13 protein-coding genes and 1 tRNA gene are annotated in these 15,426 nt (G+C 60.9%); 4 read left to right on the forward strand and 10 right to left on the reverse strand.

Going from position 1 to position 15,426, the window contains the following annotated elements; translation table 11 throughout:
• Positions 1–59: 59 nt before the first annotated feature.
• Positions 60–974 (forward strand): LysR family transcriptional regulator, encoded by a 915-nt coding sequence (locus tag AC1DF8_RS32810; protein WP_478156827.1) that lies wholly within the window; start codon positions 60–62, stop codon positions 972–974.
• A gap of 3 nt (positions 975–977) precedes the next feature.
• Here AC1DF8_RS32810 and AC1DF8_RS32815 read toward each other — a convergent pair whose 3' ends face one another.
• The 3 genes from AC1DF8_RS32815 to AC1DF8_RS32825 form a co-directional block, all read right to left on the reverse strand.
• Positions 978–1,526, reverse strand: coding sequence for a hypothetical protein (locus AC1DF8_RS32815; RefSeq protein ID WP_113209192.1), 549 nt, complete (start codon positions 1,524–1,526; stop codon positions 978–980).
• Between the two features lie 2 nt (positions 1,527–1,528).
• Positions 1,529–3,013: an IMP dehydrogenase gene (gene guaB / locus AC1DF8_RS32820; protein WP_112541462.1), complete on the reverse strand. Its 1,485-nt coding sequence runs from the start codon at positions 3,011–3,013 to the stop codon at positions 1,529–1,531.
• Positions 3,014–3,237: 224 nt separating this feature from the next.
• Positions 3,238–4,230, reverse strand: a complete 993-nt coding sequence (locus AC1DF8_RS32825; protein WP_478156830.1) for an MBL fold metallo-hydrolase — start codon at positions 4,228–4,230, stop codon at positions 3,238–3,240.
• A 253-nt stretch (positions 4,231–4,483) separates the two neighbouring features.
• Here AC1DF8_RS32825 and AC1DF8_RS32830 point away from each other — a divergent pair, with 253 nt between their 5' ends.
• Positions 4,484–5,902 carry a DHA2 family efflux MFS transporter permease subunit gene (locus AC1DF8_RS32830; protein WP_478156832.1) on the forward strand — a complete coding sequence of 473 codons (1,419 nt, stop codon included), beginning with the start codon at positions 4,484–4,486 and terminating at the stop codon, positions 5,900–5,902.
• Here AC1DF8_RS32830 and AC1DF8_RS32835 read toward each other — a convergent pair.
• The 3 genes from AC1DF8_RS32835 to AC1DF8_RS32845 are packed head-to-tail and all read right to left on the reverse strand — an operon-like array spanning position 5,895 to position 8,624.
• Positions 5,895–6,293, reverse strand: a complete 399-nt coding sequence (locus AC1DF8_RS32835) for a VOC family protein (protein ID WP_478156834.1) — start codon at positions 6,291–6,293, stop codon at positions 5,895–5,897. The two genes, AC1DF8_RS32830 and AC1DF8_RS32835, sit on opposite strands and share 8 nt — an antisense overlap.
• Positions 6,294–6,348: 55 nt before the next feature.
• Positions 6,349–7,068 (reverse strand): RlmE family RNA methyltransferase, encoded by a 720-nt coding sequence (locus tag AC1DF8_RS32840; protein ID WP_478156836.1) that lies wholly within the window; start codon positions 7,066–7,068, stop codon positions 6,349–6,351.
• 2 nt (positions 7,069–7,070) lie between these two features.
• Entirely contained in the window at positions 7,071–8,624 is a 1,554-nt protein-coding gene (locus AC1DF8_RS32845; RefSeq protein ID WP_478156838.1) for a Ppx/GppA phosphatase family protein, read from the reverse strand.
• Between the two features lie 246 nt (positions 8,625–8,870).
• Between AC1DF8_RS32845 and AC1DF8_RS32850 the strand changes: the two genes are divergently transcribed.
• Positions 8,871–8,944: transfer RNA gene (locus tag AC1DF8_RS32850), tRNA-Gln, on the forward strand.
• A gap of 266 nt (positions 8,945–9,210) precedes the next feature.
• On the opposite strand, the gene AC1DF8_RS32855 is transcribed toward AC1DF8_RS32850, so the two are convergent.
• On the reverse strand, positions 9,211–9,489 hold the full coding sequence (locus AC1DF8_RS32855; RefSeq protein ID WP_478156840.1) for a hypothetical protein: 279 nt from the start codon (positions 9,487–9,489) through the stop codon (positions 9,211–9,213).
• Here AC1DF8_RS32855 and AC1DF8_RS32860 point away from each other — a divergent pair.
• Positions 9,472–11,193, forward strand: a complete 1,722-nt coding sequence (locus tag AC1DF8_RS32860) for a site-specific integrase (protein ID WP_478156842.1) — start codon at positions 9,472–9,474, stop codon at positions 11,191–11,193. The two genes, AC1DF8_RS32855 and AC1DF8_RS32860, sit on opposite strands and share 18 nt — an antisense overlap.
• A gap of 21 nt (positions 11,194–11,214) precedes the next feature.
• Here the strand turns inward: AC1DF8_RS32860 and AC1DF8_RS32865 are convergent, their stop codons facing one another.
• From AC1DF8_RS32865 to AC1DF8_RS32875, 3 genes are all read right to left on the reverse strand, one after another.
• Positions 11,215–13,545, reverse strand: a complete 2,331-nt coding sequence (locus AC1DF8_RS32865; protein ID WP_478156844.1) for a hypothetical protein — start codon at positions 13,543–13,545, stop codon at positions 11,215–11,217.
• Positions 13,546–13,764: 219 nt separating this feature from the next.
• Positions 13,765–14,076, reverse strand: a complete 312-nt coding sequence (locus AC1DF8_RS32870; protein ID WP_478156846.1) for a hypothetical protein — start codon at positions 14,074–14,076, stop codon at positions 13,765–13,767.
• Between the two features lie 398 nt (positions 14,077–14,474).
• Entirely contained in the window at positions 14,475–15,401 is a 927-nt protein-coding gene (locus AC1DF8_RS32875) for a DUF429 domain-containing protein (RefSeq protein WP_478156848.1), read from the reverse strand.
• Positions 15,402–15,426: the final 25 nt, after the last annotated feature.

Genomic DNA, 15,426 nt, shown 5'->3' on the forward strand with positions numbered 1-15,426 from the left:
GACGGCGATATCGTTTCGGAATAGAAAGAAATGAAAGACATCATTGCAGGAATGAAACAATGAGTTTTCCGGATTTCGAAGGCCTGGCGATGTTTGCCAAGGTGGCCGAGGAGCGCTCCTTCGCTCGTGCCGCCAAGACGCTCGGCGTTTCGGTACCGACGGTTTCGCGGGCGGTAAGCCGACTGGAGGAACGGCTCGGCGCACGGCTCTTCAATCGCACTTCGCGGCAGCTGGCGCTGACTGATTTCGGGCTGCGGCTGGTTGATCGGGCCCAGCACATCTACGCGGAGGCAGAGGCCGCGGAGAATGAGGCGCGCGAGCTTTCGAGCCAGCCGCGCGGGCTGATCCGTCTTGCCGTGCCGATGGTCTTCGGGCGCCAATGGCTGGCGCCGATCCTGCCCGATTTCTTCGAGGCCTATCCCGAGGTCTCGATCGATATGCATATGAGCGATGCCGTAGTCGACCTCGTCGGCGAGGGTTTCGATGCGGCTCTGCGCATTGCCGTGCTGCCGGATTCCTCGCTGGTGGCAAAGAGGCTGACGCCGGTGGCGCCCTTCATTCTGGCAGCACCCGCCTATCTCGAAAAATACGGCTGCCCGCGGCATCCCCGCGAACTCGCGGCGCATCATTGCCTGGGTTATGCCTACCGGCCGCGGCAGGATATCTGGCGTTTCAGCAACAAGGCAGGAGAAGAGGAAATCGTAGTGCCGACCGGGCCATTACGCGCCACCAATTCGGAGGCCCTGATCCCGATGGCATTGCGTGGCCTCGGCATTGTCGAACTGCCGGAGTTCATGGCCTACGAATATCTTGACGACGGGCGCCTGAAAGCGATCCTCACCGACTGGACCCTGCCGAAAGGCGCCGTCTATTTCGTCACGCCATCGGCGCGTGCCCGGCCGGCAAAGGTGGAAGTGCTTGGCGATTTCCTTGCAGCGAGGCTCTCGCACCCTGTCTGGCGCTGGCCGCGATAGGGTTCAGCTTTCGCGCGATTGATGAAGAAGCGCGCTGCGCACAAGCAGGATCGCGCAGACGGCAAGGCTCGCGAATTTCAGCTTGGTCATCCACGGCAGGATCTGGGCAGCAAAGCCCGCAGCACTGCTATTGCTGAACGCTACGAGGCTCGAGATATTTTCCCCGTAATCGGCGAAGCCGTAAAGGAAGGGCAGAATATAGGTGATCCGCCCCAGAAGACGCGGCGCCTGCTTGCCGCGCCATGTCTCGATCGGCCCGAGCCGCAGGAAGATCAGGAATAGAAGGGCTGTCAGCAGGGCGGGAAAGAGGAGTTCCGGGCCGAAATACATGGCCCGGAGAATGCGGTTTGCCGTCTCGTTTTGATCGAGCAGCGTCTGCATGTGGAAGACGGCGGACACGTCGTAGCCGGAGAAATAGGTATCGAGCATCGCCTGGCCGGTCTCATGCTCGAAGGGCACGGTGTAGCCAAAGGTTGTCCAGCCGAGAACGACGAGGCAGAGGGCTGCGAGCAGCGCGATGATCCAGAGTGGAATTGCGCTGCCCGCTTTCATTGTCAGACGCCGACGCCCGGATAGTTCGGGCTTTCGCGGGTGATCGTCACGTCATGCGGATGGCTTTCGCGGAGCCCGGCACCGGAGATGCGCACAAAGGTGGCACGCTCCTGGAACTCCTTGATGTCCTTGCCGCCGACATAACCCATGGCAGCTTTCAGGCCGCCGGCGAGCTGATGCAGGACGCCGGATACCGGACCCTTGTACGGGACCTGGCCTTCGATGCCTTCCGGCACGAGCTTCAGCGTGTCGCGCACTTCCGCCTGGAAGTAACGGTCTGCCGAGCCGCGTGCCATGGCACCGACGGAACCCATGCCGCGATAGGCCTTGAAGGAGCGACCCTGGTAGAGATAGACCTCGCCCGGGCTTTCATCGGTGCCGGCAAGCAGCGAGCCGACCATGACGGCGGAAGCACCCGATGCGATGGCCTTGGCCACGTCACCCGAGAACTTGATGCCGCCATCGGCGATGACAGGAATATCCTGGTCCCTTGCAGCCTCGACTGCCGACATGATGGCCGCGAGCTGCGGAACGCCGACGCCGGCGACGATACGCGTCGTGCAGATCGAACCCGGGCCGATACCGACCTTGACGGCGTCGGCACCGGCATCGATCAGCGCCTTGGTGCCATCATAGGTCGCGACATTGCCGGCCATGATGCGAACGGAGTTGGAAAGTTTCTTGACGCGGCCAACCGCTTCCAGAACGCGGGCGGAATGGCCGTGCGCCGTATCGACGACGAGCAGGTCGACGCCGGCATCGATCAGCCGTTCGGCACGCTCGAAACCATCGTCACCGACGCCGACGGCAGCGGCAGCCCGCAGGCGGCCCTGCGCATCCTTGGAGGCGTTCGGGTTCAGCTGAGCCTTTTCGATATCCTTGACAGTAATGAGGCCGACGCAGCGGCCTTCGCCGTCGACAACCAGCAGCTTCTCGATACGGTGAGAATGCAAAAGGCGCTTGGCCTCCTGCTGATCGACGCTCTCCTTGACCGTCACGAGGTTTTCGCGGGTCATGAGTTCGTAGATCTTCTGGCTCGGATCGGAGGCAAAGCGGACGTCGCGGTTTGTAAGGATGCCGACGAGGCGGCCGGATTTTTCGACGACCGGAATGCCGGAGATGCCGTGCATCTTCATCAGCGCCAGGGCATCGGCAAGCGTTGCGTCCGGGCCGATGGTCACGGGATTGACGACCATGCCGCTTTCGAACTTCTTGACCTGGCGAACCTGCTCGGCCTGCTCGATCGGCGTCAGGTTCTTATGAATGACGCCAAGGCCGCCAGCCTGTGCCATGGCGATCGCCAGTCGGCCTTCGGTCACAGTATCCATCGCGGCAGAAATGATCGGGATATTCAGCTCGAAGTCGGGTGCGAGGCGCGTTGCGACGCTCGTCTGGCCGGGGAGGACTTCGGAATGACCGGGTTGCAGCAGCACATCATCGAAGGTGAGTGCGTCCAGTCCGGTTGGCGTTTCTATGATGCGAGCCATGGCCAAATTCCTTCAAGAAAGAAAAATGCGACCCACCCGGTACGAATCGTCCGCACCGGCGGTGTGCATGAGTTTATGGAAGTTGGCGAGGGCTGGTAACACGTCTATGACAGGAAGGAAATAGCAAAAAGGCCCGGCACGGGGCCGGGCTCGGTATGGCAGCCATGCAGAGAACGCGTGTCGCATGTCGTTCTCGCAAAACCGCGACGCACTTTTGCGCAACCTCAGATGTCGAACTGATAGGTCTTCGGCACGAAGCGGTAACCGGTCTCCTGTTTCTCCACGAAACCGACCGCCGGGAACGGCATGTGATAGCCGAGGAAGGCGATCTTGTCGCTGGCGATCATGTCGAACACCTTCTTGCGGGTCGCGGCCGCCTGAGCCTTGTCCATGTCGAAACGCACTTCCCAGTCCGGACGCTGCAGCGACAGGATGTAGTGGTTTGCCGTGTCACCCGTCATGATCAGCCGTTTGCCGTCGGACTCGACGTGGAAGATCATGTGGCCGGGTGTGTGGCCTGTCGCGAGCATCGCGGTCAGGCCAGGCGCGATGGTGTCGCCTTCCTTGACGAAGGTCGCCTTTTCGGCGAGCGGCACGACATTCGCAAGCACCGCCTTGTGACCGCCCTCCGCCGGCGTGCCTTCACGCGCCTTGTCCGACCAGAAATCATATTCGGCCTGGCCGATAACATAGCGGGCATTCTTGAAGGCGGGTGCGCCACTTTCCATGAGGCCGCCGATATGGTCTCCATGCAGATGCGTCAGTGCCACGACCGTGACGTCGTCAGGCGAATAGCCTGCGGCCTTAAGGCCGGCGCTGAACTGGCCCATGCCGCGCTCGCGACCGCCGGCCCCAAAGCCGGTATCGACGACAATGACATCGGAACCCGTATCAACGACCACAGGCGCATAGCTGTTTACGAACTTGTCGGTCGGCAGGAAATTGGCGGCGAGAAGCGCCTGAACGGCCTGCGGATCCTGATTGGAGCCGAAAGTTTCATTCGGCTTTTCAATGACATTGAAACCATCGCGGACGGCAGTGAACTTGAATGAGCCGAGCTTGAACTGATTGATCTGCGGCTGCGGGGTGACTTCCATATTGCCTTTTTCTCCAGTTGCGGCCGCCTGGGCCGTTACTCTCAAGATGACCGGCGCGGCCAACAGACCAAGGCCTGCGGCAAAAAGCGTGCGCCGCTTTATTCCATCAGATGTCGTCATATATCCATCCTCCACACTGTGCGGTGCGTCGCCGCACGACCCCCGATATATCCTGCCGTTCCAGCGAGATTTCTTGCTCCGGCCGGGTAAGCATATGTCAATCTTGAGAGATGAAAGTGTCGAGCAAGTCGTCTCACGCAGTCGTGATCCAAACGTGTCACCGGGATCGATTGAGGGATTGGCAGAGCCCCTATCTGGGACTACACAGCACGGGCCTCCCAAGCCCCATCCGCAGCCATCAAGGCATTCGCCTATGAACCGCATCGTCCCCCTGATCCTCGCCGTTGCCCTCTTCATGGAACAGATGGACTCGACAGTCATCGCAACGGCCTTGCCGGCGATTGCGGCCGATCTGCATGTCGGACCAATTACCCTGAAGCTGGCGCTTACCTCCTACATGGTGGCGCTTGCGGTGTTCATTCCGATCAGCGGCTGGATGGCGGATCGCTTCGGCGCCAAGAAAATCTTCCGGCTGGCGATCTGCGTCTTCGTCGTCGGCTCGATCTTCTGCGCCTTCTCTTCGAGCCTCGTCGAATTCGTCATCGCACGCTTCCTGCAGGGCATGGGAGGCGCGATGATGACGCCTGTCGGACGCCTCGTGCTGGTGCGGACGACGCAGAAAAGCGAACTGGTCTCGGCCATGGCGCTGTTGACCATCCCGGCCCTTGTCGGTCCGCTTGCCGGCCCGCCGCTCGGCGGCTTCATCACCACCTATTTCAGCTGGCACTGGATCTTCCTGATCAACGTGCCTGTCGGCGTCATCGGCGTATGGCTGGCGACGATCTTCCTGCCGGAAATAGAAGCGACGGCTCCGCCGAAGCTCGATTTCAACGGCTTCATCCTGACCAGCCTTGCGGCCGCCGGCGTCGTCTTTGGCCTGTCGGTCGTCAGCCTTCCGGCCCTGCCGCCGATCATCGGCATCTCGGCCACGGCAATCGGCATCATCTGCGGCGTGCTCTATGTGCGCCATGCCCGGCGCTATCCGACGCCGATCCTTGACCTCAAACTATTCAAGAATTCGACCTTCCGCGCCTCTACGAGCGGCGGAACTCTGTTTCGCATCTGCGTCGGCGCCATGCCGTTTCTGACGCCGCTGATGCTACAGCTCGGATTTGGCCTGACGCCCTTTCAATCGGGCCTTATCACATTTGCCGGCGCGATCGGCGCCATCACCACGAAGTTCATCGCGCGCCGCGTCTACAAGGCTATCGGCTTCCGCACCACGCTTCTGTGCGCCGGCGCCGTCACCACGGTCGTGACGGCCGTAACCGGCCTCTTCACGCCGGAGACACCGCATCTCGTCATCATCGGCGTGCTGCTGGTCGGCGGCTTTTCCCGTTCCTTCATGTTTACCGGTGTCAATGCGCTGGCCTTTGCGGATATCGACGATGCGCAGGCGAGCCAGGCGACATCCATGGCCTCGGTGATGCAGCAGATCAGCCTGGCGCTCGGCGTTGCCCTCGCCGCCTCGATCCTGGAAACCTCGATCTATTTCCGCGGCGCCGAACTGCAGGTCATCGATTTCCACATCGCCTTCTTTGTCATCGCCGGCCTGACCGTCATCGCAACCATCCCCTTTGCCCGCATGGCGAAGGACGCGGGGGCTTCCGTTTCCGGCCACCGCGCCAAGCGCGTGCCGCCGACGATCAACGCCGAACAGGCCGTCAAATAAGGCGCGGTTCTTCGGCTTTTTCACAGACGGCGCACAGCTTGTTGCCGTCGAGATCCCGGACATAGGCTGCGTAGAAATGCGCGTGATAGGAGCGCAGCCCCGGCTTGCCTTCGTCGCTAGCGCCAGTGGCCATTGCCGCCGCATGGAAAGCATCCACCGCCGCTCGCGTCTCCGCCTCGAAAGCCACCATGGAGCCATTGCCGTTCGTCGCGCGGCGCCGGTTGAAGGGAGTTACCACCCAGAAGCGGCAGCGCGTGTCGCCATCGGCGGCATAGCCGATTTCCTCCTCCGAATTGCGCTGGCGGCGGTAGCCGAGCACCGGCAGAACGGCATCATAGAAATGCCGCGCGCGATCGAGATCGTTGGTGCCGAATGTAACGTAGATAAGCATGGGATCGATAGTATCCAGTCCTGGGAAATCATCATCCGCAGGACTGGCGCCAAGATCAAGCGTCCTCGGGCTCCGTCTCGGCCTTGCGGCCTTTGAAACCCTTCGCCAGCAGGAACATCTCGACCGATTCGGCACGAGATGACGCAGGCTTGACGTGCACGACCTGGCGGAAATGCTGCTTCAACATGGCGAGTAGATCCCGCTCGGTGCCGCCCTGGAAGGTTTTGGCGAGGAAGTGCCCGCCCTCCCCAAGCACCTCGACGGCAAAGTGCGCTGCGACCTCACAAAGGTGCATGGTGCGCAGGTGATCGGTGCGGTGATGGCCGGTCGTGGGTGCCGCCATGTCAGAGAGCACCAGATCCGGCGTACCGCCAACGGCTTCCATCAGCTTTTCCGGGGCTGTCGGATCAAGGAAGTCGAGCTGCAGTACCGTGACGCCGGGAAGCTGCGTCATTTCCAGAAAGTCGATTGCGGCGACGCGGATATCCTCATCCGTCGATCCGGTCACTTTTGCGGCGATCTGCGACCAACTGCCGGGAGCGGCCCCGAGGTCGATGATGCGCCTTGCGCCCTTCAGGATGTTGTACTTCTCATCGATCTCCAGCAGCTTGAAGGCCGCGCGGGCGCGATAGCCTTCCAGCTGGGCGCGCTGCACATAGGGATCGTTGATATGGCGCTCCAGCCACTGGCGTGAGGAGGCCTTGAGCTTCTTCTTCTTAACGCGTTGGCCGAGCTTGCGGCCGGTGCGGCTTCCCGCAATCGTTGGCTTGGTCATGCCTACCCCTTGTTACCCCGTTGGCCGCGACGGTTGCGATGCCGCCGCCAGACGCCGTCATCGGCCATCATGTCGGTGAGCAGGCCTTCCCTCAAGCCGCGATCTGCCACACGCATGCGCGGGCTCGGCCAACGGCGCCGGATCGCCTCCAGGATGGCGCAGCCGGCAAGCACCAGATCGGCGCGATCAGGCCCTATGCAGGGATTGGCAGCGCGGCTTTCGAAATTCCAGGAGAGAAGCTTCGCCTGCATGGCGGAAACCTCATCATCGGACAGCCATATGCCATCGACCTTGCGGCGGTCGTAACGCGGCAGGTCGAGATGCACGCCGGCGAGTGTCGTCACCGTGCCCGAAGTGCCGATCAGATGGAAATCGCCATCTTCGGCAATCTCGATCTCCGGGCAATCGAAACTCGACAGCATGCCCGCAACCTCGCTCACCATRCCCTCGAAAACATCGGGCGTCACATCCCGGCCACCGTGCCGTTCCGAGAGGGTGACGACGCCGACGGGCAGTGAGGTCCAGTGGGTGATGTGATTGGCAAGGCGGGCGAAGCGGTTATCGCCGATGCGGATGACGGCAATCTCCGAGGAACCGCCGCCGATATCAAAGAGGACGACGGAGCGCGTCTCGCGGCCGACCAGAGAGGAGCAGCCGGAAACGGCAAGCCGCGCCTCGGTTTCGCGATCGATGATCTCGAGCTCCAGTCCGGTCTCGACTACAACGCGCTGCAGGAACTCCTCGCCGTTGGCCGCCTGGCGGCAGGCCTCGGTAGCAATCAGCCGCATACGGCGGATGTCGCGGTTCCGGAGCTTGGAGGCGCAGATTCTGAGCGCATCGACGGCCCTTTCCATCGCCTCGTCGGACAGCCTGCCGCTGGCGGCGAGCCCCTCGCCAAGGCGCACGATACGGGAAAAGGCATCCACGACGCGGAACTGGCCGGGGCGCGTCGGCTGGGCGATCAGCAGGCGGCAATTGTTGGTGCCGAGATCGAGCGCGGCATAGAGCTCGTCCGGCCAGGGATGTTCACCCCCTGCCCGCGCCTCTTCATGACCTGGCTGACGGCCCCTGCGATTCGCCGCGTCACCATCGTGCACCTCGCGCGGCACAGGACGCGACGGCGCTTCAGCGCGATGTTCGGGCCTTGCGGACGGCGTCGGCTGCACGGGAGCGAGCGGCCTACCCTGCAGGCCGCGCTTGCTGCGATGCTTGCGTCGGTTACGCCGGCTGGAGGACGAATCACCATCCGGCCGCGGACCATGGCCTTGACTGACGGCCTGAACCACAGGCTCCGGCTGGACGACAGTATCGGATTGGGATGCGCCACGCCCACCACGACGACGGCGTTTCCGCTTGCGGGCCGGGCTTTCGGTGTCTTCCTTCGGGCGCGCTGCCTCCCCGGCGTGGCCGGAGAGATCATGCGAAGCGGGATGAGCGGCGCCGCGGGATTGCCCGCCACGCTTGCCCTTGCGACGCCTGGACTTCTTGCCGTCCTTGCGCCCTGCCGCCGACGCCCCGTCAAATTGCGGCTTCACGCCGCCTTCGGGGTCTTCCACGTTCGTTTTCCATCGCGCCGCGCAAGTCCAGAAAGGTATGCAGCAGGCGCTCATTCGATTTTTGCGTTGGCGCGAAGATATCAGCGAGTGGCGAAATCACCAAATTCTTTTTGATTCCGGATTTTAACCACCTGATTTTCACCCGCCGTGGAGGCATCGAATTTTTTCAAAACGGGTATTTGCATTCGGCGTCGTTTTGGTTATAAGCGCCGCACAGCAGCCAAGCCATGCTTCGGCAGCGCCTGCTGGGGAATAGTTCAATGGTAGAACGACGGACTCTGACTCCGTTAATCTTGGTTCGAGTCCAGGTTCCCCAGCCAATTCTCCCTAAACGCCCTTAATTCCTTGATTTTCCAGTCGTGCCGGATATCGTTTTGGCATCATTGGCGACCTGATGCCCAAAACTGTAGCCCACAGGTGATGCCAACGCGAAATATGCGCGACGGCAACACCGGCGGCAGGCAAGGGCAACAACCTGATGGCGGTCCGCCACGACGTCGAGAATCTCACCCGCCGCGGTAATATCTTCTATTGGCGTGCACGCGTCCCGAGCGCCTTCGGGCAATGCCGACCAGGCAGCCGGCTTTCACTGAGCCTTCACTGTTCTGATCATAAGAAAGCGCAGGCGATCGGCCGCAAGCTGAACTTGCTGGTCGCCGAACTGAAGTTGAAGCAGAAGGAACCCATGTCCAAGGCCCAGCTCCAAAAGCTTTGCGAACACGAACGAGACATGATGCTCATGCATCTTGAAGATGTCTCGATCGTGGCACGACGCTATGGCCGGCCCGCCGACATCGCCGAGCTGGAAATGGATGTCGAAAATGGATGGGCCTATCGACTGCTCGGCATGTTCGGCATCACCCATCACCTGACGCTAAAAGACAATTGCCGAGGCTTGGCCTACCTCAGGCAAAACGGGGTTCCCGCGTCCCATATTTCCGCCATCGGCTCCAACTATTTCGAACTGCTTCACGAGGCCAACACGCGCGGCTTCAAGGCGGGTATTCGAAGATTGATGCACCTCTTCGAAATCAGTCCAAACCCGCTCAACGAGGAAAAGGCCATGAAGGCCTATTTCAGTGGCAGGGCAGACGCTCTCTTCGACGTCGCGGAACGGCATCCACTCGCTGATCGTGACCTGAGCGAACTCACGGGTGGTTCGGCTTCGACACCACAGCCTGCCTTCATCGAAGTTGCGCCCTTGGAAACGACGACGCCATTATCGGAGATTGCAGCTCCCGTCGATGACGTTATCGAGTCCCCTAGGCTCGAAGCTCGGCCGATCTTGRCACTCGATCTCGATCCTTCGCCGCGCGCCGCCGCGATCAATAAGCCGGTTGAGGAAGAGACGCGGCCCGTCATTCCCCTCGCGGATTTCGAAGCTGCGTGCGAGGAGCTCGTCGAAAATATGAAGGATGCTTGGGACGACACCACCGCACGTGACGCACGCGCTCTCGTTCGCATGTTCAAGGGCGTACTCGAAGAACACGGTGTTGAGCACACCGGCCAAATTACCCAGTACCATATCGGCAGGCTTCGCAAGCACTTCAACGATATTCCCGCTCGCTGGGGACAGAGCGCCAGAATGAGGGCGATGTCGGCACCCGAGCTTCGCGCTGAGGGCGAGAGGTTGCGCGAGAAGGCCGGGACGGAGGGCAAAGAGGCGGCCGTGGGCCTCAAAGCAGGCACCATTCGCAAACACCTTGGAAACTTGAACCACTTTCTGAACCATGTCCGCGGCCACGGATTCGAAATCGACGATTGGACCTTCGAAGGCTTGAGGCCGAAAAAGCCGAAGCTTGGCAGTATTCGCAAACAGCAGCACAAGCCGACGCCCGACGAGATCAAACCCATTTTCTCCAGCCCGATCTATACAGGCTCGCTAAACCACGACCGGGGCCGCAAAAAGCCGGGACCGCACGTCTTTCATGACGCCGCCTATTTCTTGCCGATCATGTTCTCATACCTCGGGGCCCGGCGGCGCGAGTTTGCAGGGCTTGCATTAGACGATATTGCCGAAGACGATGGCGGTCTCGTGCTGATCCTGCGGACAAACAAATTTCGGCGGCTGAAGACCGAGCAATCAGAGCGGCTGCTGCCGCTCCCGCAAGAGCTGGTTCGCTTGGGCTTCATGGACTATTGCGCTGCGCTCCAGAACCTGGGGTACGAGGCCGTGTTCCCTGACCTCTTCTCCGATAAGACCGTGAACGATCCGGGCGACCGCTTCTACGACGTCTTCCTCCCGATCATGAAGCAGTCCCTCGAAGAGAAGATGTGGGATCGCGCTTTCCATGCGCTACGCCACGGAATGGCAGATACCCTCCTTCAAGCAGGCGTCCCCCCGTTGGTCATCGACGACATCTCGGGACGACTCAGTCAGGGCGGTGAGACCAGCCTTCGCTACACGAACCCTGCTGGTCTGCCGTTGATGCGCGATGCTCTCAGCAAGTATCCGATCATCACCGCCGGCATCGAACCCAAGCCGATCAAGCTTCTCCCATGGATCGAACAACGGTCGCCGCCGCCTTGGGCGCGCGAGGCAAAGAACGAGGCAAGACGCCGGAAATAATTTCCGACGCCTCCTTCTTCGTTAAGCAGCTTCCCAGACCTGGTTCAGGATACGCGCCGCAAGTGCCGCCTTGTCCTGCGGGAGAAAGCGCCCGTAGTGCTTGGCGACCATTTCGGCGGTGTCCTGGATGGCGTAGCTCGCCTGCTCATAGGAGCCAGTCTGCTTCAGGATGTGGGTCGCCAGCACGTCACGGACATTATGAGGACCGTGCGGTAGCAGCCCCTTGATCGCGCCTCGTCCGGTATAGGGGTTATAGATGCCGTAGCGCTGAATGGTGTGACGCCACGCCTCGTAGAAACTCGTCGTGTCATAGGCCGCGTTTGTGCTGGTCGTCTTGACAGTCTTGACGAAGAACGTGCCGGGATCCGCGGCCGACCGCAGGAGCACCGAGCGGTGCCGGTCGACATAGGCGTCGATGTACTTGTAGAGGTCCAGGAGGTCCGGAAGCACGAGCCGAAACGGCTTGTCGCCAAAGAAGGACGAGTGCGAATTCTTGAAGGCGACCGAGGGAATGAAGACCTCCCAGCCACCTTCCCGATCACTCCACCGTATTTCGCCGCGCTTCATCTTTTCCAGCGCGCGTTCCGAGCGCGGCATCGAGCCTTTTGGATTGAGCATCAGTTGCCTGAGGTTCTTCTGGCGAAGCCCAAGATGCAAACCAAGCCTCAGCATCAGGAATGATCGGACCGCCTCGGCGGCCGGCCGAGGATAACGATGCTCATCCGGCATCAGGCGAATGATCTCCTCGGTGATTTTACGATACTCGCCAACGGGGCTTGCCGCCTCAAGGACCGGCATGATCGGCTCGAACGGATCGCGATGGACGCGCGCGATCCGCTGGATTTCCTTGACCCGGTGGGCAGCATGCTTGTGGAAATCGTCGCAGGCACCGTGCCAGTCCGCATTCGCATAGTCGATCTCATTCTGCGAGACGAGGCCGGCGATCGGTTGAACCCGCGCCAGAAGCTCTGGATGCTGCCGAAGCCATCCGGTCCCCTCCTTGGTGATCGCCAAGGCGATCCGCAACATGTCGACTTCCCAAGCAGTGAAAAAGCCGCGGCGCGTCTCCCGCCACTGCAGATACCAATCCCAGACGCCGGGGAATATGAGGAGCCCGAACGTCAACTGCCGGACCGGCACCCCGTAGCCCTTCACCTCTCCATCTCTGGATGCTGCAAGGGCACCGAACATCAGCCCGAGATGCTCGATCTTTTGTGAGGCGGTTTCTTCGCCCCAGACCCCGTTTCGCTGAAAGCCGACCGACGTCAAAGCCGACGTTTTGAAGCGCACGAGGTCGGCCATTTCCATGGCGAGTGACGGTGGCGCTTCTATCACGCCTGACAGCAAGTCAGGATCCTCGACCCAGGTCTGCTCATAGTTCGCAGGCACAACGATCTTACCGTCGCGTGGCGCCCGCCCACCATAGGAGACGCCAGGGAAACGGATAGCGTAGCGCTGCTTGGCGGCGGCCGCCTGGTACTTCCGGTAGTCGGTCGTGCCGCTGATAATGACCCGCCGCACCCAGTCGACGATCTCCTCCCTTTTCTGGAAGGACAGCGTGTTGAAATCCTCAGGAAGATGCCAGGCAATACGACGCCGCTCCGCGGGCTCTATTCCGGAAAGCTCAAACCCTGACGCCGACCGCGAAGGGTGTGCAAGCTTGGATTTGAAATAACCGGCCGGGAGCCGGTACCGTCGCTCGATCCGCGACAGAATCTCAAAACTCTCGACAGTCCGCGGCACCTTCCGGCCTTCGATCCAGCTTAAAAGCGTTGTCTTTTCCGTAACGTCATCCGGACCGGTGATGGCACGATGGAGCGTCCAGTACGTTTCGCCATGGCGTCGGAGCTGGAGCTGCAACGCCTCGGAGAATTCCGTCGGATCTTCCCTGACGTCGAACAGCGCTTCTGGGAATTCGAGATTTGTGCCTGTACTTGCTGCGGTAGCCCCCGATGCTGGTTTGGGCTGGTTCTGGGTCGCGCGAGCTTGTCGGGGCCTCCTGGGCACCGCCTTCGTACTTGGCGTCTTTAGTGTTTGACGGACGTCGGGGTCTGCTGCCGCGGCTACGAGGCGCGTGTCCCGGATCCACCGACCAATCGCGTCGAAGGCCGGATCGATCTGACGTGCATTGCCGGCGAGCAGATTGGTGTCGAGGCCACACGCCGCCGCGACAACGTGCCAGTCCGTCCTGCCGTTGGTTCTTGGCGCCGGCCTCCTCGTCTGAATGAGCGTGTGCAAATACCACTTCAGCCGGGGAAGTTCGTCGTCCTTGAAAAGCGGCGCCAGCCGCAGTTGGCAGAAGGCGTCGATCTTGCGTTGAAAGGCTTTGGCAGAAAATTGGTTCATTTCCATTCACGTAGCTGTTGTTGGTGGTTCCCGCAGATGCGGGGCACGCGAGCTATGCGAATGGAGTTAACCTCCGGTAACCAAGGGTTTCCGTAGGCGAATGACTTCATAAAAACGATTCAGTTGCAAACGGCGTTTCACGAAGTAACGGGGGGACGAAGTCCCCAATGATAACGCCGTTTGCAAAAAAGTTGGTAATCAGGCAGAGCAGATGGCCAGGAATCGTCAGCCCCGCAGGTGAGGCTTGCTTCGGAAGGGACGGTCATCGCGGGCATAGCGATCGACGAGATCATCGAAGACTTCGTAGGATGCCCGCTCGTCAAATCCTTGGTCCACCAGCAGGGAAGTCACGGCGTCGGCTAGCTGATCGATCCGATCGGGCCGATCTTCCTTCAAATAGCCGGTGATCGCCCAGAACAGCATGGTGCGCGCGACGTCGTCTCTATCCGGGCGCCGTTCGGCCCGATGCCGGTCCCTCAGCCGCTGCTGCCGCTCACGCTGCTTCGCGTTCCGCTGCTCTAAGGTCTGTCGTGCCATGGTGTCCTCCCTGTTCTCGTTGATGGCACTATAATGGTCCAGGGACCGGCGGCATGGCGCAAGGCGTTTGTCGCCGAAACGGAATCATTGTGTTTTGAATCGGAATTCTGGAGTTCCGAATCGAATGAGCGCAATTTGTTTCAGGTTACGGGTACGTCGAGACAAGTTGCCGGCAATCCCACAGCTATACTCGCGGCTCCGGAAGCACGGTATCCGACCCTTTCGATAGGACGTGAATCGGAAATCTGGAAAAACGAAACGTTCGCCCGGAGTTTGGAAACGTTGCCCTAGACGTTCGAATCGTCCGCCCGGAGGTTCGAATCGAATGAGCGCAATTTGTTTCGAGTTGCCAGCAACCTGCATCAAATCGTTTCGCCGCGGATCAACGTGTGGGAGACTTAAGCCCGCTGACCGAGGATCCAGCCTTCCCACGTTTTGACGTCATCTACTTCCGGTACGCCTTCGCCCCGTCGGCCATCGACGACGTCGATCATGCCGAGCAGGCCGACCGCGGCGTCGAACCGGTCCTCACCGTCATTGCCGTTTCCGAAACCATCGCTGATCAGACATTGGAGTGCGCTCCCGTCGACGTGTGGCCTGTTCTCCAGCCACCGCATCAGATGACTTGCCACGGACCGGCGCCCGTCTTGCTGTCGCTTACTCCAAACAGGGCGTCGGGGAATTCCAAGCTGGCCATAGACGTCGCCGGGATAGGTCTCAGCGACAACAGTGGCCCCCGGTATCATCAACTCATGGAGCGGCCCGTCGAACGGCCATAGCGATAGCTCCCCGAGGTTCGGGAGGATGATTTCGCGCCAGCCGGTCAAGGCGGCTTTCCCCACTTGGTTGCCGCCGAGCGTCCAGAACAGCATGCAAGCGTCGCCGCGATCCGGCGTCGCCCGCTCACAGCGGCGCAAAAGATCCTTACCGCTCAGCCCTAAAGCGTCGAAAAGATGCTGCCGCTGCGTGCCCCCAGGCCGCATCGGATAAAAGGGTCGGTCGATGGAGATTTCGCTGCGATGCTCCGCAACGTCGAACCACCGCGCAAGGCGTGCGTCCCCGAACGACCGCAAGAAGGAACGAAAGTCGGGCACACCTAAAGYGCTGCCGTAGGCGGCAGGAAGACCGATCGGGAAGTCAAAACCCATCAGCACTGCGGCGTCTGCTGCCGAACGTCGCCGCAGCCGATGTGTGAGATTCCGCGTGTCGCCGACAGGCTCCGGCGCCGACAGCACCCATGTCTTGCCCTGGCGGACCGCCACGCACATCCACCGCTTCTTAGCTTCGATGCTCCAGTCGCAATGCGCGATAACCGTTACAGACATCCCGTCCTCCAGATCTCGCTCAGGA

The organism is Rhizobium sp. 05N49 (genome assembly GCF_056396805.1).

Excerpts from the sequence above, each read along its gene's own strand:
- AC1DF8_RS32810 (WP_478156827.1), top strand. The coding sequence starts at position 60 with ATGAGTTTTCCGGATTTCGAAGGCCTGGCGATGTTTGCCAAGGTGGCC.
- AC1DF8_RS32815 (WP_113209192.1), bottom strand. The coding sequence starts at position 1,526 with ATGAAAGCGGGCAGCGCAATTCCACTCTGGATCATCGCGCTGCTCGCA.
- guaB (WP_112541462.1), bottom strand. The coding sequence starts at position 3,013 with ATGGCTCGCATCATAGAAACGCCAACCGGACTGGACGCACTCACCTTC.
- AC1DF8_RS32825 (WP_478156830.1), bottom strand. The coding sequence starts at position 4,230 with ATGACGACATCTGATGGAATAAAGCGGCGCACGCTTTTTGCCGCAGGC.
- AC1DF8_RS32830 (WP_478156832.1), top strand. The coding sequence starts at position 4,484 with ATGAACCGCATCGTCCCCCTGATCCTCGCCGTTGCCCTCTTCATGGAA.
- AC1DF8_RS32835 (WP_478156834.1), bottom strand. The coding sequence starts at position 6,293 with ATGCTTATCTACGTTACATTCGGCACCAACGATCTCGATCGCGCGCGG.
- AC1DF8_RS32840 (WP_478156836.1), bottom strand. The coding sequence starts at position 7,068 with ATGACCAAGCCAACGATTGCGGGAAGCCGCACCGGCCGCAAGCTCGGC.
- AC1DF8_RS32855 (WP_478156840.1), bottom strand. The coding sequence starts at position 9,489 with ATGGGTGATGCCGAACATGCCGAGCAGTCGATAGGCCCATCCATTTTC.
- AC1DF8_RS32865 (WP_478156844.1), bottom strand. The coding sequence starts at position 13,545 with ATGGAAATGAACCAATTTTCTGCCAAAGCCTTTCAACGCAAGATCGAC.
- AC1DF8_RS32870 (WP_478156846.1), bottom strand. The coding sequence starts at position 14,076 with ATGGCACGACAGACCTTAGAGCAGCGGAACGCGAAGCAGCGTGAGCGG.